Here is a 20,446-nt window from a genome sequence, read left to right on the forward strand (position 1 = left end):
CTCACCTGATCGAAATGAAAGAATATTCGGCACTTCAACTCGTACGGCAGGCCCTGCGCGGCAATCAGGGCTGGCGGCGCGCATGGCGGGACCCCAAGCCTCAACGGGAGTACGACGTCATCGTGATCGGCGGCGGCGGGCACGGGCTTGCGACCGCCTACTATCTCGCGCGCGTGCACGGGATCAAGCGTGTCGCGGTGCTCGAAAAGGGCTATCTCGGCAGCGGCAACATCGGCCGGAACACCACGATCGTGCGCTCGAACTACATGATCGACGGCAATACGCAGTTCTATGACTGGTCGATGCGCCTGTGGGAAGGACTGAGCCAGGAGCTCAACTACAACGTGATGTTCTCGCAGCGCGGGCAAATCACGCTCGCGCATTCGCCCGATCAGCTGGACAGCTTCGCACGGCGTCTGAATGTGATGCGGCTGAACGGCATCGATGGCGAGCTGTGGTCGCGCGATCAGGTGCGCAAGGCCGTGCCGTATCTCGAGTACGGCGACGCAGCGCGCTTCCCGATTCACGGAGCGATGTATCAGGGCAAGGCGGGCACCGCACGGCACGACGCCGTCGCCTGGGGCTACGCGCGCGCGGCCGACCGGCTCGGCGTCGACCTGATCCAGAACTGCGAGGTGCTCGGCTTCCTGTTCGAAGCAGGGCGGCTCGCGGGCGTGCAAACGACGCGCGGTGAAATCCGCGCGGCGCGTGTCGGTCTTTCCGTCGCGGGCAGCACGAGTCTCGTCGCGTCGAAAGCGGGCATCACGCTGCCGATCGAAAGCCACGTCTTGCAGGCGTTCGTCACCGAGCCGATCAAGCCGCTCGTCGATCAGGTGGTCGCATTCGGCGCCGCGCACTTCTATGTCAGCCAGTCCGACAAGGGCGGCCTCGTATTCGGCGGCGACCTCGACGGCTACAACTCGTACGCGCAGCGCGGCAATTTTCCCGTCGTCGCGGAAGTCGCATCGATCGCTTGCTCGATGATGCCGTGCATTTCGCGCTTGCGTCTGCTGCGGCATTGGGCGGGCGTGATGGACATGTCGATGGATGGCAGTCCCATCATTTCGAAGACGCCCGTCGACGGGCTGTATCTGAACGGCGGCTGGTGCTACGGCGGCTTCAAGGCGACGCCCGCTGCCGGCTGGACCTTTGCCCACACGATCGCGCACGATCACACCCACGAACTCAACCAGAAATTCAGTCTTGACCGCTTCCGTACCGGCGCAACGATCAACGAGTCGGGTGCCGGCCCATACCCTTACGCGCACTGATTTGCATCATGTTGAGAATCCGATGTCCTTATTGCGGTGTGCGCGATCACACCGAGTTTCAGTACGGCGGCGACGCGACGGTTACGCGTCCCGCGCTGGATGACGCGTCGTTCGAGCACTGGTACGCGTATGTGTTCGACCGGCGCAATCCGCGCGGGCCGCACGATGAGTACTGGCAACACACGTCGGGCTGCCGCGCGTGGCTCGTCGTCACGCGTGACACGGGCACGCACGAGATTCTGAACGTGATCGCGGCGCGCGAGCATGCGACTGCACGCGACGACGCAAAGGCCGCCGTGCTCGCCGCCGAAGGGGTGCAGCCATGAGCGCACAGGTATTCAGGCAGACAGCGGGCGGGCGCATCGACCGGCAAGCGGAGCTGAGCTTCATGTTCGACGGCCGACGTTATCGCGGCTATGCGGGCGACACGCTTGCATCGGCGCTGCTCGCCAACGGCGTGCAGGTGATCGGCCGCAGCTTCAAGTATCACCGTCCGCGCGGCATCGTCGGCGCCGGGGTCGAAGAGCCGAACGCGCTCGTCGCGCTCGGCAGTGGGGCGCGCACGGAACCGAATACGCGCGCCACGATGATCGAGCTTTTCGACGGCCTCGTCGCGAACAGCCAGAACGGCTGGCCTTCCGTGCGTTTCGACCTGATGGCCGTCAACAACCTGTTGTCGCCCGTGCTGTCGGCGGGCTTCTACTACAAGACGTTCATGTGGCCGGGCGGCGCGTGGGAATGGTATGAAAAGCACATCCGGCGCGCTGCCGGCATGGGGCGCGCGACGCATCACGCCGACCCCGACCACTACGAGACCGTCAACGCGTTCTGCGACGTGCTGGTCGTCGGCGCCGGTCCCGCTGGTCTAGCGGCGGCCAGCACGGCCGCGCGTGCCGGCTTGCGCGTGACCGTCGTCGACGAGCATCCGCAGTTCGGCGGCGCGTTGCGCTTCGAGCGCGATCAGATCGGCAAGGAAAGCACGAGCCGCTGGGTCGAGCGCATCGTCGCGGATCTGTCGGGCCGCCCGAACGTGACGCTGCTTGCACGCACGACGGCGTTCGGCTACTTCGACGGCAACACGGTCGGCCTGCTCGAAGCCGTCGCGGACCATCGGCCCGCGCCGCTGCCGCATGAGCCACGGCAGCGCGTCTGGCTGATGCGCGCCCGAAAGGTCGTGCTCGCAACGGGAGCGATCGAGCGGCCGCAGGTGTTCGCCAACAACGACCTGCCCGGCATCATGCTCGCAGGCGCGGTGCGCGAGTACTGCAATGTGTACGCGGTGGTGCCCGGCCGGCGCGTCGTCGTCGCGACCAACAACGACAGTGCGTACCGCACGGCACGCGATCTTGCCGACGCGGGCGTTCAGGTCGTCGCCGTCGTCGATGGACGCGACCACGCGGCAAGTCCGCTCATCGAAGAAGTCGAGCGGCGCGGCATCGAGATCATCCGCGGACACGTCGTCGCGCAAGCGGAAGGCGGCCGCGCGCTTCGAGCGGTGCAGCTTGCACCCGTCGCCTCGGCGAACGTGCATGGACAGCGGACGCGGCGCATCGCGTGCGATCTGCTGGCCGTGTCGGGAGGCTGGACACCCGTCATTCATCTGCAGAGCCAGCGGGGCACAAAGGCCGTATTCAACGCGGAACTCGACACATTCGTCGCGGGTCCCGACACGTCCGATTGCGTGTGCGCCGGCGCGATTCGCGGCGCGGCGACAACCGTCGATGCGATCGCAAGCGGTCTCGGAGCAGGTCATGAAGTCGCCGTGCAGCTTGGGCAAAAGCCTACGGATGCGCTCGCGCTGATCGATCAGTTGCCGCGCGCCGATGCGCAAAGTCCGCTGCTGCCTCTGCATTTGATGAAGGGCAGCGGCACTTTCAAAGGCAAGGCGTTCGTCGACCTGCAAACGGATGTGACGGAAGCCGACGTGGCGCTCGCGCATCGGGAAGGCTTCGTTTCAGTCGAGCATCTGAAGCGCTATACGACGCTCGGCATGGGCACCGATCAGGGCAAGACGAGCAACCTGAACGGGATGGCGGCGATGGCGGGACATCGGCAGGCGTCGCTGCCTGCCGTCGGCACGACGACGTTTCGCCCGCCGTACACGCCCGTGCCGCTCGGCGCGCTCGGCGGAGCATCCGTCGGCCAGCATTTCCGTCCCGTCCGCCGCACGCCGATGCACGATTGGCACAGTGCGCGCGGCGCTCACATGGCGGAGGTCGGTCTGTGGATGCGTCCCTGGTACTACCCGTCGAGCGGCGCGGACGTCGATGCCGCGTACGTGCATGAGATGAAGGGCGTGCGCTCGGGTGTCGGCATCGTGGATGTCTCGACGCTCGGCAAGATCGATGTGCAAGGGCCCGACGCGGCCGAGTTTCTCGATCGCGTCTACGTCAACGGCTGGCTGAAGCTGGCGGTCGGAAAAGCACGCTATGGCGTGATGCTGCGCGACGACGGCTTCGTATTCGACGATGGCACGACGACGCGGCTCGCCGAGCATCACTTCTTCATGACGACGACGACCGCGAACGCAGCCGCCGTGATGAGCCGCCTGGAGTTTCTGCTTGAAACCGCCTGGCCGGAGTTGCGCGTGCACGTCACATCGGTGACGGACCAGTGGGGCGCGATGGCCGTTGCGGGGCCGCGCAGCCGCGCGCTGCTTTCGCAGGTGCTGGGCGGCGATCTGTCGAACGACGCGCTGCCGTACATGGGCTGTCTGCTCGCACAGTTCGAGGACGTGACGGTGCGCGTGCACCGGATCAGCTTCTCGGGCGAGCTGGCCTATGAGGTCTATTGCCCGGCGGGCGATGCGGCGCGTCTATGGGACCGGCTGTACACGGCCGGCCAGCCGCTTGGCGTCATCGCCTACGGCACGGAAGCGATGGGCGCGTTGCGCGTCGAGAAAGGGCACGCTGCGGGCCCCGAGCTCGACGGCCGCACGACGCTCGATGACCTCGGCCTTGGGCGGATGGCGAAAGCGAAGCCCTTCGCCGGCAGCGTGCTTCGTCAGCGAGCCGACCTTTGCCGCGCCGACCGTCCCGTGCTGATGGGCTTGCAGCCCGAGAACCCGCAAGAGCGGTTGCGCCCCGGCTGCATCGTGTTTCCCGAGGATGGTCCGCTCAAGGGACACGGCATCGGTCACGTCACATCGACGACGTATAGCCCGACGCTGGGCCGCTATCTCGCGCTCGGACTGGTCGAGCAAGGCAGGCAGCGCGAAGGGCAAAGGCTGCGCGCGGTGTATCCGCTGAAGGGCGAGACGGTCACGGTGCGTGTCGTCAATCCGATTTTTCTCGATCCAGAAGGAGAGCGTCTCCGTGCGTAACGAACAGTTCAATTCGTTGGCTGCGCAGGCCGGTATCGGCGTCGGCAGCCTCGGCGGCTCTGCGCCCCTTTATCACTCGTACCCGCGTCATCAGACGAAGCTGCGCACGGTGTCCGGCCGCGACTGGCTGCAATTCGGCGGCTGGCAGGACAACTGGAGCGCCGCTGTCGCGAAGGTCGAGGAGGCGATCGGCTGCGCGGTGCCGACGCTCGTCAACGCAGCCGTCGAGTCGGAAGGTTTGCGGGCGATGCGCGTCGGGGCGCGTCGCGTGCGGATCTGCGCGCCGCGTGGCGACCGTCGGCTCAAGCGCTTGCGCGGTCCGATCGACGCATCGATCGGCGTCGTCACCGAGCTGGGACATAGCCGCGAGTTGCTGCGCCTGTCGGGTGCGGGCGTGCGTCATCTGATGTCCGTGCTGATGCCGGTCGACTTTTCCGTTTCGGCGTTTGCGCTGCATGCGATCTCGCAGAGCCACGTGCATCACGTTCCCGTGCTTGCAATGTCGGTACTCGACGATGACGGCGCCGAAGCCTTCGACCTGTATGTGCCGTGCACGTTTGCGAAAAGCATCGAGGAGTGGATCGTGGCGCACGGTGCATCACGGGTACCACACGGATGAGCGGAGTCGCTTGCACCGAGGTTCCCGCCGCCGACCTCGCACAGCACCGGCGGCTATTTCTTCGCAACCGGCGCGTGAATCTGAACGATCCGAAACACGACGATGAGGAAGCCGCTTTTCTCATATCGATCGATCTTTACGTGCCCTATGGCACCTGCACGCCGGCTTCGGACTCGCTCGACGAAGTCGTGGATTACGAAGTGATGTGGCATGCGATCGAGGATTGCAGAAGGGCGCACATCAAAGGCGTCGCGGATTTTTGCGGCGCAGTCGCGCAACGGCTGATTTCGAATGCCGCTATTCGCGCAGTGAGAGTACGCGCGGGCAAACGCGAAGAAGACTCAGCCGGCACGCAAGTCAGCTACGAGACCGTTTACGCCATCAGGCACTGACGAAAAGGAAATACTCATGTTTACAGCATCACCAGGCATCGAGGAATTCGACCCGGAACTGGCCGACGCCATTCGCGGAGAGCAGCGACGGCAAGAAGAGCATATCGAACTGATCGCCTCTGAAAACTATGTGAGTCCGCGCGTGCTGCAAGCCCAGGGCAGCGCGCTCACCAACAAATATGCGGAAGGCTATCCGGGCAAGCGCTATTACGGCGGCTGCGCGCATGTCGATGTCGTCGAGCGTCTCGCAATCGAGCGCGCCAAAAAGCTGTTCGGCGCGGCATGGGCAAACGTCCAGCCCCATTCCGGTTCTCAGGCGAACGCGGCGGTGTATCTCGCGCTACTGCAACCCGGCGATACCGTGCTCGGAATGAGCCTCGCGCATGGCGGGCATCTGACCCACGGCGCGAAGGTCAATTTCTCGGGCAAGCTCTTTCGCTCCGTGCAATACGGTGTGAACGACGACGGCCTGATCGACTACGACGCGCTTGCGGCGCTCGCGCGCGAACACCGGCCGAAGCTCATCGTCGCGGGCTTTTCCGCCTATTCGCGCCAGCTGGACTTTGCACGTTTCCGGCAGATCGCCGATGAGGTCGGCGCGCTGCTCTTCGTCGACATTGCGCACGTCGCGGGACTAGTCGCGGCGGGCCTGTATCCGAACCCCGTGCCGTTCGCGGACGTCGTGACGACGACAGTGCACAAGACGCTGCGCGGCCCGCGCGGCGGGCTCATCTTCGGCCGCGAGAATCCCGGGTTGCAGAAGAAGATCGACTCGATGGTCTTTCCCGGCACACAGGGCGGCCCGTTGATGCACGTCGTGGCGGCAAAGGCCGTTGCGCTGCTCGAAGCGTCGCGGCCCGAATTCGCCGAGTACCAGCGGCAGGTGATCGCCAATGCGAAGGCGATGTCGGCGACGTTTGTCGCACGCGGATATGGCGTCGTCTCGGGCGGCACCGACAATCATTTGTTCCTCGTGAGCTTCATCGGGCGCGGGCTCACCGGCAAGGCCGCCGATGCCGCGCTCGAAGCCGCGCACATCACGGTCAACAAGAACGCCGTGCCCAACGATCCCGAGTCGCCGTTCGTGACGAGCGGCATTCGCGTCGGCACGCCGGCCATCACGACGCGTGGACTGCGTGAAGCCGAATCGGCGCAGCTCGCGCACTGGATGTGCGACGTGCTCGATGACGTCGATAACCGCGCAACGATCGACAAGGTCCGCGACAAGGTTCAGGCGCTGTGCCGCAGCTTTCCGGTCTATCAAGGCACGCAGACGCTGTGATGAAAAGGGTGCGGTGATGACGATCAGTGTGCTGGATCAGTTCAAAGTCGGCATCGGGCCTTCCAGCTCGCACACGGTCGGGCCGATGTGCGCGGAGGAAACGGCGCGCGGCGGCCTGGCGCTGAACGTGGTCGCATGTCAGGAGCCGACATGAACGAATCGGTAAAGCCGATGCTGGCGAGCGATAACGCGTCCGGCGTGCATCCTGCCGTCTTCGCGCGAATGATGGCGGCCAACGCCGGGCATGTGATCGGCTATGGCGCCGATGCGTACACAGCGAGCGCCGAGCGGCTGTTTCGCCTGCACTTCGGCGAGCAGGCCAAGGTGTTTTTCGTGACCACGGGCACAGCGGCCAACGCATTGGCGTTGCAGGCGATCGCGCAATCGGTCGATGCCGTCTTTTGTGCCGACTGCGCGCATCTCCGTGTCGATGAATGCGGCGCGCCCGAGCGCATCGCGGGCTGCAAGGTGGTGGGCGTTGCAACCAACGACGGGAAGCTCGAACTGCCCGCACTCGAAGAAGCGGTCGCGTTTCATGCGGGGCTCGTGCACCGCAGCCGGCCGCGCGTCGTATCGCTGTCGCAGGCAACCGAGCGAGGAACCGTCTATCAGCCCGAGGAGGTTCGCCGCATTGCCGGGTTCGCGCACGCGCAGGGCATGCTTGTTCATATGGACGGTGCGCGTCTTGCCAATGCCGCCGCTTCGCTCGATCTGCCGCTTGGAACAATCACGCGCGATCTGGGCGTCGACATCGTGTCGTTCGGCGGCACGAAGAACGGGCTGATGATGGCGGAGGCCATTGTCGTCATCGATCCCGCGCTCGGCGGCACATTGCCGTCGATCCGCAAGCAGGGCATGCAGCTCGCGTCGAAGCAGCGGTTCATCGCCGCTCAATATCTCGGCTATTTCGAAGACGACCTGTGGCTGCACAACGCGCGGCACGCGAACCGGATGGCGGCGCGTCTCGCGTCGGCGCTGCTCGCGATAGAAGGCGTGCGCGTCACGGCACCCGTGCAGGCCAACATGGTATTCGCAACGTTGCCGCCGTCGTGGATTGCGCCGCTGCAACAGCACACCGCGTTTCACGTCTGGAATCCGCGCACATCCGAGGTCCGCTTCGTCACGTCCTTCGATACGAGCGAGCGGGACATCGATGCATTCACGGGCGAGATGGCCCGACTGGCAACCAGGGAGACTGTTTGATGAGCATGATCGAATTGCGCAACCCTTTCACTGGGGAGCAGGTGTTTTCGGCGCCGTCTGAAACGTATGAGGCAGTGTCGAGCCGCATTGCCCAGGCGCGCGCGGCGGCGCGTGAATGGCGCAAGTTTCCGGCGAAAGACCGTGCTGGTCTTGTGAAGGCCGCGTTGCAGTACTTCCGCGATCATCGCGATGCGATCGCCCGCGAGGTCACGCGGGAAATGGGCAAGCCTGTGTCGGCTGCTGCTGCCGAAGTCGATTACATGATCGAGCGCGCCGAGTTCATGTGCCGTTTCGCCAGTGACGGCGCGCTCGCACCGTATGGCCTCGCTTCGTACAACAGCGAAGATTTCGAAGGGCGCATCGACTTCGTGCCGAAAGGGCTCGTGTACATCATCACGCCCTGGAACTATCCGCTGTTCTGCGCGATAAACGGTACGGTCTGCGCGCTGCTGAGCGGCAGCGCGGTGCTGCTGAAGCATACGACCACGCCTTCCGTGGGTCGTCACTTCGAGCGGGCATTCGGCTCACTGGGCGGAATCAGTTCGTTGCTGGTGAATATCACCGTCGACTACGACGTGTCGGCAAGAATCATCGAAACGGCCGACATCGATCATGTCATCTTTACGGGCTCTGTGCACGGCGGTCGCGCCATTCAGGCGAGCATCGCGAAGCGCGCGGCGAATGCGCTGCGCAATCCGTTTATCGGCGTTTCGCTCGAACTCGGCAGCAACGATGCCGCGTATATCGCCGAGGATGCGGATCTCGCGAGTGCCGTCGAATGGACCGTGCGGATCGGACGCCTGCACAACTCCGGGCAATCGTGCTGCGCAGTCAAGCGCGTGTTCGTTCACGAGAAGCTTTACGAGCGCTTCGTCGAGGCGGCCGCACAGGTGATGGCCGAGCAGCGGTGCGGCGACCCGACGGCGCCGGATACGACATTGGGCCCGCTATTCGGCGGCGATGTGGCCGTGCATCGGTTGCAACATCTCGTCGACGACGCCGTTGCAAAAGGCGCGACGGCGGTGACGGGCGGCGGGAGCGAGCGGATCGGCAACGCGCTGTTCCTGTTGCCGACACTGCTGGCCGACGTCGATCCCCGGATGGCCGTCCTGAGAGAAGAGACATTCGGCCCGGTACTGCCCGTGATGAAAGTGAGGTCCGACGCACAGGCCATCGAATGCGTGAACGATTCCGACTATGGACTCAGCGCGTCGATTTTCACGCGCTCGCGCGCACGGGCCGAACGCTTCATCGATGCGGCGGACACGGGTACGGTGTATGTGAACCGCTGCAATTTCGTCGATGCGCGGCTCGGCTGGATCGGTCACAAGAACTCGGGTAACGGTTCGATCGCGCTTTCCCCGCTTGGCTTGCCCGCGTTCAGCAATCTGCGCTCAGTCAACATCGATCCCACTCTACTCGCCTGAAGCAGGGCCGACCCGATGCACACACTTCCGCTGTACCCGCACGCCGAACATTTGGCGCCGCTCGTGGCCACGCGCCGTGCGTACCATGCGTACCCTGAACTGTCGTGGACTGAGTTTCATACCACCGCAAAGCTCTGCGAGGAACTCGAACAGCTCGGCTTCGCCGTGACGTGGGGCGAAGCTCTGTACGAAGGCGCCACGCGTTCAGGTCTGCCGACACCCGCCATGCTCGATAAGGCGTTCGCGCGCGCGAGCGCGGCACTGGGCGCGGACAACCGGTATTTGCCTGCGATGAAAGGCGGTTATACGGGACTGGTCGCGACGCTCGATGGAGCATCGAGCGGGCCGACGTATGGCTTTCGTTTCGACATCGACGCGCTGCCTATCGCCGAAAGCGATGCGGCCGAGCACGTGCCGGCTGCCGCGGGATTTCGTTCGCGCAACGACGGCGTGATGCACGCTTGCGGCCACGATGGCCATCTCACCATCGGGCTCGGCTTTGCACGGCGGCTCGCGGCGTCGCGCGCGACGTTGCGCGGCCGCGTGCATCTCTTCTTCCAGCCAGCCGAAGAAGTGGCGGGAGGCGGGGCCGTGTTCGCCCGCTTGCCGCAACTGGCAGAAGTGGAGTCGTTCGTCGCGCTGCATCTCGGCATTGTCTCCGAGCGCAAGTTGATCTGTGACGCGACGTGGCTCGCGGCGCGAATCTGCGACGTGCATTTTTCCGGACGCGCGAGCCATGCGGGCAATGCACCGCAGGACGGACGCAACGCACTGCTCGCCGCCTGCGCTGCCGTGCAGGGGCTGTACGCGATTCCTCGTCATAGCAAAGGCGCGTCGCGTGTCAACGTCGGCAAGTTCAGTTCGGAGAACGCGAACAACGTCGTGTCGGACGCCGCGAAATTCCGCTTCGAAGTCCGCGGCGCGAATGACGAAGTGTGTTCGTACATGTACGGGCGCGCAATCGAGATCATCGAAGGCGCTGCGCGGATGACCGGCGTGCAGGCCGAGGTGCGCCCCGTCGCCGAGTTTGTCGGCGCGGACAACAGCAAGGCGCTCGTCGACGCGGTGGCCGAGGCGGCGCGCAACGTCGGCATGCGGGATGACGCGGGCATCTCGGTGTCGAACTACCCTGTTCCAGCAAGCGAAGACGCAACGTATATGGCGCGCGCGGTCCAGCAGCGCGGAGGGCGCTCGACATATCTGCTGCTGGCGGGGCACACGCGCGGCGGACACCACAACGAGCGGTTCGACTTCGACGAGGATCTGCTCGGCTGGGGCGTCGATTTGTGTGCGCAACTGGCCGGCATCGACGCGGACGACTGAGCACATCGCATTACTAGCGACGAGATGTAATCCATTCGACTCGGCAAAAAGGAGACTGAAAATGTTTGACAGCAAGACTTTGCGGCACGGCATTTCAATGGTGTTGGCACTCGCGACGACTGCAGTCAGCGTCGCGGCGCAAGCTGAAACTACGTTGGAACGGGCAATGCATACGGGCACGATCAGGATCGGGTTCGCCAACGAAGCGCCGTATGGCTACGCGGACATGGACGGCAATGTGACGGGCGAAGCACCGGAGGTTGCGAAAGCCGTGCTGCACAAAATGGGTATCAAGAATGTGGTCGGCGTGCTGACCGACTTCGGGTCGCTGATTCCGGGCTTGCAGGCCGGGCGCTTCGACATCATCGCTGCTGGCATGGCCGTCACGCCGCCACGTTGTCAGCAGATCCTGTTCTCGGAACCGAGTTACGGGATGGGCGAGGCGTTGCTGGTCAAGAAAGGAAACCCGGACAACATGAAGGATTTCCAGTCGGTTGCCGCAAAGCCGAATACGAAGCTTGCCGTGATGGCGGGCACGGTCGAGGTCGGCTACGCGGAGCAGAGCGGCGTAAAGCCGAATCAGCTCGTGCAGCTGTCCGATCAGCCGAGCCTCGTCAGCGCGGTGCAAACGGGGCGCGCCGATGCGGCGGCGCTGACGGCGCTCTCGATCAACAACATGGCGCAGAAAGCCGACGGTGTGCAGGCAACGGCGCCTTTTCAGAGTGTCAACAACAACTCTGTGACGTCGCATGGCGCATTCGGGTTCAGGAAGAGCGACAAGGATTTGCGCGACGCCTTTAACAAGACACTAGTGCCTTTCATTGGATCGAGTGAACACCTGTCGCTCGTGACGCCGTTCGGCTTCGGCAAGGGATTCTTGCCGACCCAGAAGACCGAGCAGATCTGCTCAGGCCCGTAAATCAGTTGCGTAACATCTGCAAGCCAAACTGGAAACGCAAGGCGTGCTGAGTTACAACTACTCGGACGCGGTTGACGATGCGGCCAACAGCAGTTCGAGGTATCACCAGATCAACCTGATGGCCGACTACGCGTTGTCGAAGCGTACCGATGTCTACGCGCAGGCTGTTTATCAGCATGCGGTTGGTGCGGCGCATCGTCGAGCCTTGCCTTTCACTGCTTGCCCGACGCGAGTTGCTCGTTGCGTTCGGTGAGGAAGCGGATCAGTCCATCGATGCCGCCGCTTTGCTGGATCGTCTCGCCGAACTGCTGGCGATAAGTCTGCACGAGCCACGCGCCGAGCACGTTGAGGTCATACACGCGCCAGCCTTGCGGCGTTTTGCGCAGACGGTAATCGATCTCGACGGGCTGCGCATCGGTGATTGCAATCGTGCGCACGACGGTGTCGGTATCGATCGGCGAAAAACGTATCGGCGGATATTCGATCTTTTGATCCGGGCGAAGCTGCGCGAGCGCGCCTGAATACAGGTGGATCAACAGCGTCTGGAACTGCTGCACGAGCTGCTTCTGCTGCTCGGGCGTCGCCGTTCGCCAGTAGCGGCCTACCGCGAGCCGCGTCGTATGCTCGAAGTCGATATACGGCAGGATGTCCCGGTTCACGATGTCCATGATGCGCGGGATGTCGGTCGGCTCGATCGCGCGCTTGCGCACTTCGTCGAGCACCTGTTGCGTGACCGTCTTGATCAACGCCTGCGGGTCGGAACTGTCGACGGTCTGTGCCGATGCGCCCTTGCAAAACGTAAAGACGGCAAAGAGAAAAGCAATGAGAAATCGGAGTCTCATGAGTCTCATATCGGCGAACTCGTCGTGTGATTGCGTAGGTCGCGCTCGGCGCGGCGCGCGCGAGATCGCGCGGCGCAGCCTATTGTAGGGGCGGCCGCTATTTTTGGCAGACAAGCTGTCCGCGGCGTGGCGCGCGATGCGCGCGCGCCGTTGACGTCGCGCGCCAGTCAGTCGCCCGTCAGTCGCCCGTTAGTTCTTCGCTGCGCGCGACGGGTAGCGCACGAGATGGTCGGTCGCGGATTCGGACAGCCACACTTCGTCCGCGCGGCCCATCATCTGCCGAACGTTCGCGTGGTCACGCGGCAGTGCGAGTACATCGAACCGCTCGGTGTGCGGATCGAAGCGCACGAGCGCATTCGCGCTCCATTCGCTGAGCCAGACGACATCGTGATCATCGACGAAGATCGCATACGCATGCGGGTTGTCGCCAGGCAGACGCCATTCGCGCCAGCGCTGCGTCGACGGATCGAACATGCCGACACGTCCCGCGTTCCATTCGCTGACCCACACGCGCCCTTGCGAGTCGGACCAGACGCGGCGCGCGCCTTGATTTGCCGTCGGCGGCTTGATGACTTGCGCGGCGCCTGTGGCCGGGTCGATGCGGCCGAGGTAATTGCCCGCGAGCGACGCGAAATACAGCGCGCCGTTCGGCGTCACGCAGATGCCGTACGGGCCGGCGCCGTGCGGCGCATCGAACACGCGCATCGTGCCGCGCTTCGGATCGAGTTCGCCGTAGATGCCGCTTTGCCCCGTAAACCACAGATGTCCCTGCTTGTCGAACACGGCCGTATTGAGGTTGGCGTTAGACCGGTCCTTGGGCAGCGGAAAACGCGTGACGGCGAGTGTCTTCGAATCGACACGGACGATCGCGTTCTGGCCGCCATCGGTGATCCACGCCGCCTGGTCCGGCCCGACGATCACGCCATGCGGCGCCGATCCGTCGCCGAGCGCAATGCTGTCGATCTTGCCGTTGCGCGGGTCGAGCCGTCCCGCCGAGCCTCGCGCCTGCGCGGTGAACCACACGGTACGGTCCGGCGACGGCGCGACGTCGTGCGGCGCGCTGCCCGACGGCACAGCGAAGCTGTCGAACGAAGCGGGCCGCGTCTGTGCCGCGCCGACGAGCGCGGCACACGCGAGCGCTAATGCGGCAACAACGCGTACATTGCTGGCTTGAAGAATCTTGCGCGGCGTTGCCGCGACCCGATCGATCGCGACGTTCTTCAGCATGTCCGTCTCCTTCGCATTGGCATGAATCACTCGCATCATCGCGACGCGTTTGCAGGCAGCGCGACGCGTTGCAGAACCGTCATCGGGCCGAGCCGTTCGATCACATCCATCTGCGCCGCGTCGCGCACGAACAGCGATCCCGCGAATCCCAACGCGTTTACCGGCACGCCTTCGACGCGCTCATCCGACCTCGGCATGAGCAGCATCCACTCGCGCGTGACGAGCAGGTTGTACGGCGTCGCGTGACAGCGTTCCCCGTCGATGTCGACCGTACCGACACGCGCGGCTTCGAACAGCGTGCGATAGCAGGAAAGCGCGAGCCTTGCCGCATCGGCGGAAGCCATCGCATCGGGTTCGAAGCGCGCGAACGCGTGCCGAAACGGCAGACCCGGGACGCGTGCCGCCGGGCCTTCGATGACAGCCGTCGCGAGCATCGGCTCGATGGGCACGGGCGGACCGGCATCGCCGAGCGGCAGCGGCACGATCTGCAAATGCTTGTGCGGCTGACTCGCGCCCGCTGCGGCACCTGCGTTGTAAAAGCCGATGCCGTCGAACTGCGCCATGCACGCCAGCAGTGCCTCGAAGTCGGCGAGATCGAGCAGTGCCTCCTGGCGTTCGAACGCGCGCGTGACGATCAGCAGATGATGATCGATGACGTTGAACTTGTTGAGCAACGCGAGATGCGTATCGGAGATGTCGGCGACGAACAGATCCGGCTCGTACGGAAGGAACGGGTTCACGGAAGGGCGCTTCGCCGTCTGAACTTTTGCGGCCTGCGCGCGCTGCTGCTCCTTGCGCGTCAGGCTCGACACCTGCCGCACGAGAAAGCGGATGCCGCCGCTTTCGATCACCGCCTGTTGCGTGTCGATCGGTTGCAGCGCGCCGCAGCGTAGCGCATGTTCCGTCTGTCGAAGAACGGCCGGCCATAGCGTGCCCGGCGCGAGGCGTCGTCGTTGTCGTTGTTCCATGTCTGATCGGCTGGCGAGGCGGCGCGCGCAACGTGCACGATGTCTGGAAGCGCGAAGCCGCTACAGTTTGTATCCGATGGTGCGCAACAGATCCTTGCGCCACTGCACGTCTTCTGCGGTCTCGACACCGACGGGCGATAAACCGTCGATCACGCCGACGATGCCGCGCCCCTGATCCGTTTCGGCGATCAGCACCTCGACGGGGTTCGCCGTCGCGCAAAATATCCGGCACACCTCGGGCACAGCCTTGATCGTGTTCAACACGTTGACGGGGAAAAAGCCGTCGCCGAGAAACACGAAAAAGCTATGGCCCGCGCCGACGTTCGTCGCATTCTGGCATGCCATCTCGACGAGACTCTCGTCGGTGCCCGAGCGTCGGACGAGCCGCTTGCCGGATGCCTCGCAGAACGCGAGGCCGAACTTGATGCCGGGCACGGTGCCGACCAGGGCCTCGTGAATATCCTCGACGGATTTGATGAAATGGCTGTGCCCGAGAATGAAGTTGGTCGCTTCGGGCTTGACGACCTTGACGGCGGACAATTGCATGGCGGACCTCGCTCCGTTGCGGCACAACGACGTGAGAACGCGTCACAGATGGACGAACATGGCAGACACCGAGCGCATACCGTCCGTCCCCTCTGGACCCGCCTTCTAGACTAGTACCAACCGCGCATCAGCGAAAGCGCCGGACGAAACGCATATTTTGCGCAACGCGAGCGGAAACATCGCGATACAAAGAAGGGCGAATGCTTACCGATCATGTACCGTGCGCAATTGTTCGATATGGGAAAATCGGGGCCATGAAAAAGACCAGATTTTCGATCATCGTCGCCGCGCTGGTCATGGCCAGTCCGCTGGCGCATGCAAGCCTCGCTTCGGGCGCGCACCAGTTCAAGGAAGACGCCAAGATGGCGGGCCGGGACACGGGTCACGCAGTGGGCCATGCGGTACACGCCGTCGGCCACGGCGCGAAATCGGCCGGGCATGCGATTGGCCACGGCGCGAAATCGACGGGGCATGCCGTCGCCGATGCGACGAAGCACGGCTATCACGCGACGAAAAAATTCGTGACGGGACACGGCTGACGTTCGCGGCGCAACCCGTCCGCGGTTGCGCAGTGCCGCCCGAGCGCCATGACATTGGCGGACAGGCATGCGCTGGCGGGCGGTAACAGGCGTACGATAAACGGCATCATCCCGTTGCGGATCACCGCAAGTTTGACGGAGAGCCGACATGAGACGCCTTTATTTTCTCGTACCCGACACGCTGACAGCGAAGGCGATCGTAGACGATCTGCTGCGGGCGCGCATCACGTGGCGCCACATCCACGTACTCGCGAATCACAGCGTTACGCTCGAGCAACTGCCTCAGGCGTCCCTGCTGCAAAGCAGCGACGTCGTGCATGCACTCGAGCGCGGCGTGGCGCTCGGCGGCGCGACGGGCGCGCTGCTGGGGCTCGTGGCGCTCGTATTTCCGCCTGCGGAACTGGCGATTGCGGGCGGCGCCGTCGTCGGACTGACGCTGGCGGGCGCGGGCTTCGGCGCATGGACGGCGGCGATGATCGGCGTCGATGAACCCAACACCCGGCTACAGCGCTTTCGCGACGCGATACGCGACGGCCAGATACTGATCATGGCCGACGTTCCCGGCTCGCGCGAGCATGAGATCGAGCAGATGGTCGCGCAGCATTTTCCGAAGGCCGATCTCGAAGGCGCGGAGCCCACGACGCCGATTTTCCCGTGAGCACGCATTGCCGGCGTTGAGCATTCAGCAGATCGCGCTGTGTCCGGGAACGAGCCGCTCCCGGACCATCGAATGGCAATGACGTAAAGCCCGTCAAGCTTTCCTGACGAATTCCGACTTCAGGCTCATGGCGCCGAACCCGTCGATCTTGCAATCGATGTCGTGATCGCTATCCACCAGACGGATGTTCTTCACCTTGGTGCCCATCTTGATCACGCCTCCCGATCCCTTCAGTTTCAGATCCTTGATGACCGTGACGGTATCGCCGTCCTGCAGCACGTTTCCGGCTGAATCGCGATAGACCCGGGCCGTAGCTTCAGCAGGTCCCGCGGTTTGCGCTGTCCATTCGTGCGCGCACTCGGGGCAAATGAAGACGCCCGCATCTTCATACGTGAATTCGGAATGGCATTTCGGGCAAGGGGGCAACGTGCTCATAGGGAGTCCTTCGTGCGCGACGACGCGAATAATGAAAGTGCGAGAGTATAGCGATGTCGTGTGGCGGGTTCGTCGACTACGGGAGTGCGCGGCCACGATCAGAAGCGCGCCGGACCGTTCCGCGACGATCATGGACCAGCCGGGCCAGCGCGGGCGCGAATTCGACATCGCAGCGCAAATCGTTGAAAATCTAGCTCCTTTCGAGCCATGAGCAAACCAGCTTCGCATCAGACCTGCTGACGAACATCGATGAGAAAAACTCTAGACGGCTTTGCCGTTACAAGCATGATGATTCTGTGCCTCGTATGGGGGCTGCAACAGGTCGCGATGAAATCGATAGCGAGCGATGTCGCGCCGCTGCTTCAGGTGTCGATGCGCTCGGGCGTTGCCGCCGTGCTGGTCTGGGTGTTCGGCAGGATGATCGTTCGCGACAACTGGCTACCGGGCGTCGCGCTGAGGCCGGGCGCGCTGGTCGGCATATTGTTCGCCGCCGAGTTTCTGTTCGTGGCCGAAGGCTTGCGATGGACGACGGCGTCTCACATGGCCGTGTTCCTGTACACCGCGCCGATGTTCGCCGCAGTCGGCCTGCAAATGGCGCTGCCTTCCGAGCGCCTGACTCGCATGCAATGGACGGGCATCGCGATCGCGTTCGTCGGCATCGTCGTCACGTTTGTCGGCCCGGGCGCGAAGGGCGGCGGCGATCCGTCGTCGTCGAACTGGATGCTCGGCGACCTGCTGGGCATCTGCGGTGGCGCCGCGTGGGGCATGACGACGGTCGCGGTTCGCGCGACGCGTCTCAGCGAAGCGCCCGCGACGCAGACGCTCTTCTATCAGCTCGCATGGGCCTTCGTCGTATTGCTGCCGTTCGCGGCCATCACCGGCCAGTTCCATTTTCACGGCACGCCGCTCGTGTGGACGAGTCTCGGGTTTCAGGCGATCGTCGTTTGCTTCGTCAGCTACGCGGTCTGGTTCTGGCTGCTGCGCATCTACCTCGCGTCGCGCCTGGGCGTGCTGTCGTTCATGTCGCCGATATTCGGCGTCGCGATGGGCGCGCTGCTGCTGCACGAGCGGCTCGATCCGGGCTTTCTCGCGGGCAGTGTGCTCGTGCTCGCGGGCATGATGGTCGTCAATGGCCGCGAGTGGCTGAACAACGTGTTCGCACGACCAAGACGCCGCGGAAAAATCGGCTCGGCGTGAGCGCCAGCATTCGTCGGCCATTGCCGCATTAGCGATTGCCATCGGCGAGCGCCCGGGGTTGCCCGGGGGTGCCCGGACTCGCCCCGATTCGACCGTTCAATTGCGGGCGCACGCTTCTCCACCTACTATCCCTGTCGGACCAGCCGGCTGCGTCGCGATGCGGCGCGTCCGAAGGTATGGCCGATGCGAGCCCGGCCGCGCTGGAGTGACTGTTCTTCGACTGGAGCAAATTCGATGCGAAAGATGAGAGCGGTACAGGTCGGCGGCCCCGGCGGGGCGCTGGAGATCGTTGAGCGCGAAGTGCCCGCGCCCGGCCCCGGTCATGTATTGATCAAGGTGCAGGCGTGCGGCATCTGCCACAGCGACTCGATGACGAAAGACGGGCTGTGGCCGGGCCTGCAATATCCGCGCGTGCCGGGACACGAGGTGGCGGGCGTGATCGATACGCTGGGCGCGGGCGTCGAAGGGTGGAAGGCGGGCGAGCGCGTCGGGGTCGGCTGGCATGGCGGCCACTGCGGACATTGCGCAAATTGCCGGCGCGGCCACTTCGTCGTGTGCGAGAACGCGCAGGTGCCGGGCATCAGCTATGACGGCGGATACGCCGAATACCTGGTGGCGCCCGTCGAAGCGCTCGCGCGCATGCCGTCGGAACTCGACGACGTGGATGCGGCGCCGCTGCTTTGCGCGGGCATCACCACGTTCAATGCGTTGCGAAACAGCGGGGCGCGTGCGGGCGATGTCGTCGCGATTCTCGGCATCGGCGGCCTCGGGCATCTGGGCGTGCAATTCGCGCAGCGGATGGGTTTCCGCACCGTCGCGATCGCGCGCGGCGAGGACAAGGCGCCGCTCGCGAAGCAACTCGGCGCGCACCATTACATCGACAGCCGCACGCAGAATGTCGCCGACGCGCTGCGTGCACTCGGCGGCGCGAAAGTGGTGCTCGCGACCGTGACGAACGGCGACGCGATGACGGCAACGCTCGGCGGACTGGCGCTCGACGGCAAGCTGATCATCGTGGGCGTCGCGGAGAAGCCCATCGAGGTGCCGAGCGTGCAGTTCATCATGGGCCGCAATGCGGTGCAGGGCTGGCCGTCGGGCACATCGGCCGATTCGGAGGACACGCTCGCGTTCAGCGCGCTGTCCGGCGTCAAGCCGATGATCGAGACCTATCCGCTCGAACGCGCCGCCGAAGCCTACGATCGCATGATGAGCGGCGCCGCGCGCTTTCGCGTCGTGCTGACGATGAGCTAGCGCGGTCCCACGCTGCCGATCAGCCGCATCGGGTCCGCCGCATCGTGCCGCATCGGCGAGGGCCGGTACGGCACGCCTGGCCGCCATCGCACATCGGACGATGGCGGCCACGACTCGCGCTCCCCCTTGATGCGCGGGGCTTTCGCGGCCAACGTCCGCAACCGACACCCAATTTTGTATCGCCGAAATCATTCCCGGCTGGCGGCCGCCACCCCGTCAGCGTGTAAACTGCTGCCTTTTTACGATTCCGGTTGTATGGTTCAAGCCCCTCAGCGCGCAGCCGTCAGCGGCCCGTCGCTCGTCCGGCTGCTGGCCCGCCTGACGGCCGTCGACGTTCCCGCATCCAGCCAGTCGCTGTCGGACCAGTTGAGCCAATGGCTCGGCTGGACCGACGCGATCGCGCTATCGACGGCGCTGAATGGCAATCCGCCCGCCGTCGCTGGCGGCGCGCGGCCGCACGGCGGCATCGAGAGCGAGTGCGCGCAGGTGCGCGCGTCGCTCGCGAGTGCGATCGCCGGCGACAACGCGTCCGCCTCGACCCGCCGGCGCGGGTCAGCGCCGATATCCGCGCGGAGCGAGCCGACCGGACCGGCCCCCGATTACGCGGATTTCCGGCGGCACTATCTCGCGATGCAGCAGTCGATGGAAATCGCGATCGGCAATCTGCGCGGCCGGCTGCGGAGCATGCTGGCGGCGAAGACGCCCGAGATGACGCGGCTCGCGGTCGTCGACGCGATCATGGAGCGCGCACTGGGCGCGCGCGAGCACAACCTGCTGGCCGCCGTGCCGGGCATGCTCGGCGCGCACTTCGAGCGCTTGCGCCAGGCTGAGCAGGACGCGCTGGCCCAACTGGCGGACGCGCACGCTCCGGAAGGCGCTACGGCAGCCGTCAAGCCCGGCGCATGGCTCGACGTGTTCCGCAAGGACATGCAGGGCGTATTGCTCGCCGAACTGGAGATTCGTTTTCAACCGGTCGAAGGGTTGCTCGCGGCCCTTCGCATCAGCTAACAGCTAACTGGGACAAC

Annotated in this window: 20 protein-coding genes and 2 pseudogenes; 17 read left to right on the forward strand and 5 right to left on the reverse strand. The window is 64.6% G+C overall.

Features of this window, described 5'->3' with window-relative positions:
• The first annotated feature begins 14 nt into the window (after positions 1-14).
• The 12 genes and pseudogenes from AB4Y32_RS35085 to AB4Y32_RS35140 all read left to right on the forward strand — a co-directional run.
• Entirely contained in the window at positions 15-1,271 is a 1,257-nt protein-coding gene (locus AB4Y32_RS35085) for a sarcosine oxidase subunit beta family protein (protein WP_368725690.1), read from the forward strand.
• An 8-nt stretch (positions 1,272-1,279) separates the two neighbouring features.
• Entirely contained in the window at positions 1,280-1,597 is a 318-nt protein-coding gene (locus tag AB4Y32_RS35090) for a sarcosine oxidase subunit delta (RefSeq protein ID WP_368725691.1), read from the forward strand.
• Positions 1,594-4,593: a sarcosine oxidase subunit alpha family protein gene (locus AB4Y32_RS35095; protein WP_368725692.1), complete on the forward strand. Its 3,000-nt coding sequence runs from the start codon at positions 1,594-1,596 to the stop codon at positions 4,591-4,593. Before AB4Y32_RS35090 ends, AB4Y32_RS35095 begins: the two co-directional genes overlap by 4 nt.
• Complete coding sequence (locus AB4Y32_RS35100; RefSeq protein ID WP_368725693.1) at positions 4,586-5,212, forward strand: hypothetical protein; 627 nt, start codon at positions 4,586-4,588, stop codon at positions 5,210-5,212. Before AB4Y32_RS35095 ends, AB4Y32_RS35100 begins: the two co-directional genes overlap by 8 nt.
• On the forward strand, positions 5,209-5,604 hold the full coding sequence (locus AB4Y32_RS35105; protein ID WP_368725694.1) for a hypothetical protein: 396 nt from the start codon (positions 5,209-5,211) through the stop codon (positions 5,602-5,604). Before AB4Y32_RS35100 ends, AB4Y32_RS35105 begins: the two co-directional genes overlap by 4 nt.
• A 16-nt stretch (positions 5,605-5,620) precedes the next feature.
• The gene (gene glyA / locus AB4Y32_RS35110) at positions 5,621-6,886 is read left to right on the forward strand and encodes a serine hydroxymethyltransferase (protein ID WP_368725695.1); all 1,266 of its coding nucleotides are present in this window, start codon (positions 5,621-5,623) and stop codon (positions 6,884-6,886) included.
• A gap of 16 nt (positions 6,887-6,902) precedes the next feature.
• Positions 6,903-6,980 (forward strand): annotated as a pseudogene (locus AB4Y32_RS35115) (serine dehydratase beta chain); the annotation flags it as partial.
• A gap of 56 nt (positions 6,981-7,036) precedes the next feature.
• Positions 7,037-8,089: a low specificity L-threonine aldolase gene (locus AB4Y32_RS35120; RefSeq protein WP_368725696.1), complete on the forward strand. Its 1,053-nt coding sequence runs from the start codon at positions 7,037-7,039 to the stop codon at positions 8,087-8,089.
• Positions 8,089-9,516 (forward strand): aldehyde dehydrogenase family protein, encoded by a 1,428-nt coding sequence (locus AB4Y32_RS35125; protein WP_368725697.1) that lies wholly within the window; start codon positions 8,089-8,091, stop codon positions 9,514-9,516. Before AB4Y32_RS35120 ends, AB4Y32_RS35125 begins: the two co-directional genes overlap by 1 nt.
• A gap of 15 nt (positions 9,517-9,531) precedes the next feature.
• Complete coding sequence (locus tag AB4Y32_RS35130) at positions 9,532-10,839, forward strand: amidohydrolase (protein WP_368725698.1); 1,308 nt, start codon at positions 9,532-9,534, stop codon at positions 10,837-10,839.
• Entirely contained in the window at positions 10,805-11,758 is a 954-nt protein-coding gene (ehuB, locus tag AB4Y32_RS35135) for an ectoine/hydroxyectoine ABC transporter substrate-binding protein EhuB (protein ID WP_368725699.1), read from the forward strand. The genes AB4Y32_RS35130 and ehuB overlap by 35 nt, the downstream gene beginning before the upstream one ends.
• Before the next feature lie 91 nt (positions 11,759-11,849).
• Positions 11,850-11,945: pseudogene (locus tag AB4Y32_RS35140) on the forward strand (hypothetical protein); the annotation flags it as partial.
• A gap of 25 nt (positions 11,946-11,970) precedes the next feature.
• Here the strand turns inward: AB4Y32_RS35140 and AB4Y32_RS35145 are convergent.
• The 4 genes from AB4Y32_RS35145 to AB4Y32_RS35160 all read right to left on the reverse strand — a co-directional run bounded on the left by AB4Y32_RS35145 (position 11,971) and on the right by AB4Y32_RS35160 (position 15,341).
• Positions 11,971-12,600, reverse strand: a complete 630-nt coding sequence (locus AB4Y32_RS35145) for a phospholipid-binding protein MlaC (protein ID WP_368725700.1) — start codon at positions 12,598-12,600, stop codon at positions 11,971-11,973.
• A 189-nt stretch (positions 12,601-12,789) separates the two neighbouring features.
• Positions 12,790-13,827, reverse strand: coding sequence for a Vgb family protein (locus AB4Y32_RS35150; protein ID WP_368725701.1), 1,038 nt, complete (start codon positions 13,825-13,827; stop codon positions 12,790-12,792).
• Positions 13,828-13,862: 35 nt separating this feature from the next.
• Positions 13,863-14,795 carry a phosphorylase gene (locus AB4Y32_RS35155; protein ID WP_368725702.1) on the reverse strand — a complete coding sequence of 311 codons (933 nt, stop codon included), beginning with the start codon at positions 14,793-14,795 and terminating at the stop codon, positions 13,863-13,865.
• 60 nt (positions 14,796-14,855) lie between these two features.
• Positions 14,856-15,341, reverse strand: coding sequence for an adenosine-specific kinase (locus AB4Y32_RS35160; RefSeq protein WP_368725703.1), 486 nt, complete (start codon positions 15,339-15,341; stop codon positions 14,856-14,858).
• Between the two features lie 254 nt (positions 15,342-15,595).
• On the opposite strand from AB4Y32_RS35160, the gene AB4Y32_RS35165 reads away from it, so the two are divergent.
• Together AB4Y32_RS35165 and AB4Y32_RS35170 are read left to right on the forward strand one after the other, a co-directional pair.
• Entirely contained in the window at positions 15,596-15,880 is a 285-nt protein-coding gene (locus AB4Y32_RS35165) for a hypothetical protein (RefSeq protein WP_368725704.1), read from the forward strand.
• 148 nt (positions 15,881-16,028) lie between these two features.
• Positions 16,029-16,538: a DUF1269 domain-containing protein gene (locus AB4Y32_RS35170; RefSeq protein WP_368725705.1), complete on the forward strand. Its 510-nt coding sequence runs from the start codon at positions 16,029-16,031 to the stop codon at positions 16,536-16,538.
• Between the two features lie 93 nt (positions 16,539-16,631).
• Here AB4Y32_RS35170 and AB4Y32_RS35175 read toward each other — a convergent pair whose 3' ends face one another.
• Positions 16,632-16,973: a zinc ribbon domain-containing protein YjdM gene (locus AB4Y32_RS35175; RefSeq protein WP_368725725.1), complete on the reverse strand. Its 342-nt coding sequence runs from the start codon at positions 16,971-16,973 to the stop codon at positions 16,632-16,634.
• 249 nt (positions 16,974-17,222) lie between these two features.
• Between AB4Y32_RS35175 and AB4Y32_RS35180 the strand changes: the two genes are divergently transcribed.
• The 3 genes from AB4Y32_RS35180 (at position 17,223) to AB4Y32_RS35190 (ending at position 20,429) form a co-directional block, all read left to right on the forward strand.
• Positions 17,223-18,170: a DMT family transporter gene (locus AB4Y32_RS35180; RefSeq protein WP_368725706.1), complete on the forward strand. Its 948-nt coding sequence runs from the start codon at positions 17,223-17,225 to the stop codon at positions 18,168-18,170.
• Positions 18,171-18,404: 234 nt separating this feature from the next.
• Entirely contained in the window at positions 18,405-19,421 is a 1,017-nt protein-coding gene (locus tag AB4Y32_RS35185; RefSeq protein WP_368725707.1) for an alcohol dehydrogenase, read from the forward strand.
• A gap of 255 nt (positions 19,422-19,676) precedes the next feature.
• Complete coding sequence (locus tag AB4Y32_RS35190) at positions 19,677-20,429, forward strand: DUF3348 domain-containing protein (protein WP_368725708.1); 753 nt, start codon at positions 19,677-19,679, stop codon at positions 20,427-20,429.
• Positions 20,430-20,446 lie beyond the last annotated feature (17 nt).

Source organism: Paraburkholderia phymatum, from assembly GCF_040965635.1.
Lineage (GTDB): Bacteria > Pseudomonadota > Gammaproteobacteria > Burkholderiales > Burkholderiaceae > Paraburkholderia > Paraburkholderia phymatum_B.

Bases quoted from the DNA above. Each gene is read 5' to 3' on its own strand.
- AB4Y32_RS35170 (WP_368725705.1), top strand. From the start codon at position 16,029: ATGAGACGCCTTTATTTTCTCGTACCCGACACGCTGACAGCGAAGGCG.
- AB4Y32_RS35180 (WP_368725706.1), top strand. From the start codon at position 17,223: ATGAGAAAAACTCTAGACGGCTTTGCCGTTACAAGCATGATGATTCTG.
- AB4Y32_RS35160 (WP_368725703.1), bottom strand. From the start codon at position 15,341: ATGCAATTGTCCGCCGTCAAGGTCGTCAAGCCCGAAGCGACCAACTTC.
- AB4Y32_RS35120 (WP_368725696.1), top strand. From the start codon at position 7,037: ATGAACGAATCGGTAAAGCCGATGCTGGCGAGCGATAACGCGTCCGGC.
- AB4Y32_RS35130 (WP_368725698.1), top strand. From the start codon at position 9,532: ATGCACACACTTCCGCTGTACCCGCACGCCGAACATTTGGCGCCGCTC.
- AB4Y32_RS35155 (WP_368725702.1), bottom strand. From the start codon at position 14,795: ATGGAACAACGACAACGACGACGCCTCGCGCCGGGCACGCTATGGCCG.
- AB4Y32_RS35145 (WP_368725700.1), bottom strand. From the start codon at position 12,600: ATGAGACTCCGATTTCTCATTGCTTTTCTCTTTGCCGTCTTTACGTTT.
- AB4Y32_RS35125 (WP_368725697.1), top strand. From the start codon at position 8,089: ATGAGCATGATCGAATTGCGCAACCCTTTCACTGGGGAGCAGGTGTTT.
- AB4Y32_RS35105 (WP_368725694.1), top strand. From the start codon at position 5,209: ATGAGCGGAGTCGCTTGCACCGAGGTTCCCGCCGCCGACCTCGCACAG.
- AB4Y32_RS35175 (WP_368725725.1), bottom strand. From the start codon at position 16,973: ATGAGCACGTTGCCCCCTTGCCCGAAATGCCATTCCGAATTCACGTAT.
- glyA (WP_368725695.1), top strand. From the start codon at position 5,621: ATGTTTACAGCATCACCAGGCATCGAGGAATTCGACCCGGAACTGGCC.
- AB4Y32_RS35150 (WP_368725701.1), bottom strand. From the start codon at position 13,827: ATGCTGAAGAACGTCGCGATCGATCGGGTCGCGGCAACGCCGCGCAAG.
- AB4Y32_RS35165 (WP_368725704.1), top strand. From the start codon at position 15,596: ATGAAAAAGACCAGATTTTCGATCATCGTCGCCGCGCTGGTCATGGCC.
- AB4Y32_RS35095 (WP_368725692.1), top strand. From the start codon at position 1,594: ATGAGCGCACAGGTATTCAGGCAGACAGCGGGCGGGCGCATCGACCGG.
- AB4Y32_RS35085 (WP_368725690.1), top strand. From the start codon at position 15: ATGAAAGAATATTCGGCACTTCAACTCGTACGGCAGGCCCTGCGCGGC.
- AB4Y32_RS35090 (WP_368725691.1), top strand. From the start codon at position 1,280: ATGTTGAGAATCCGATGTCCTTATTGCGGTGTGCGCGATCACACCGAG.
- AB4Y32_RS35190 (WP_368725708.1), top strand. From the start codon at position 19,677: ATGGTTCAAGCCCCTCAGCGCGCAGCCGTCAGCGGCCCGTCGCTCGTC.
- AB4Y32_RS35185 (WP_368725707.1), top strand. From the start codon at position 18,405: ATGCGAAAGATGAGAGCGGTACAGGTCGGCGGCCCCGGCGGGGCGCTG.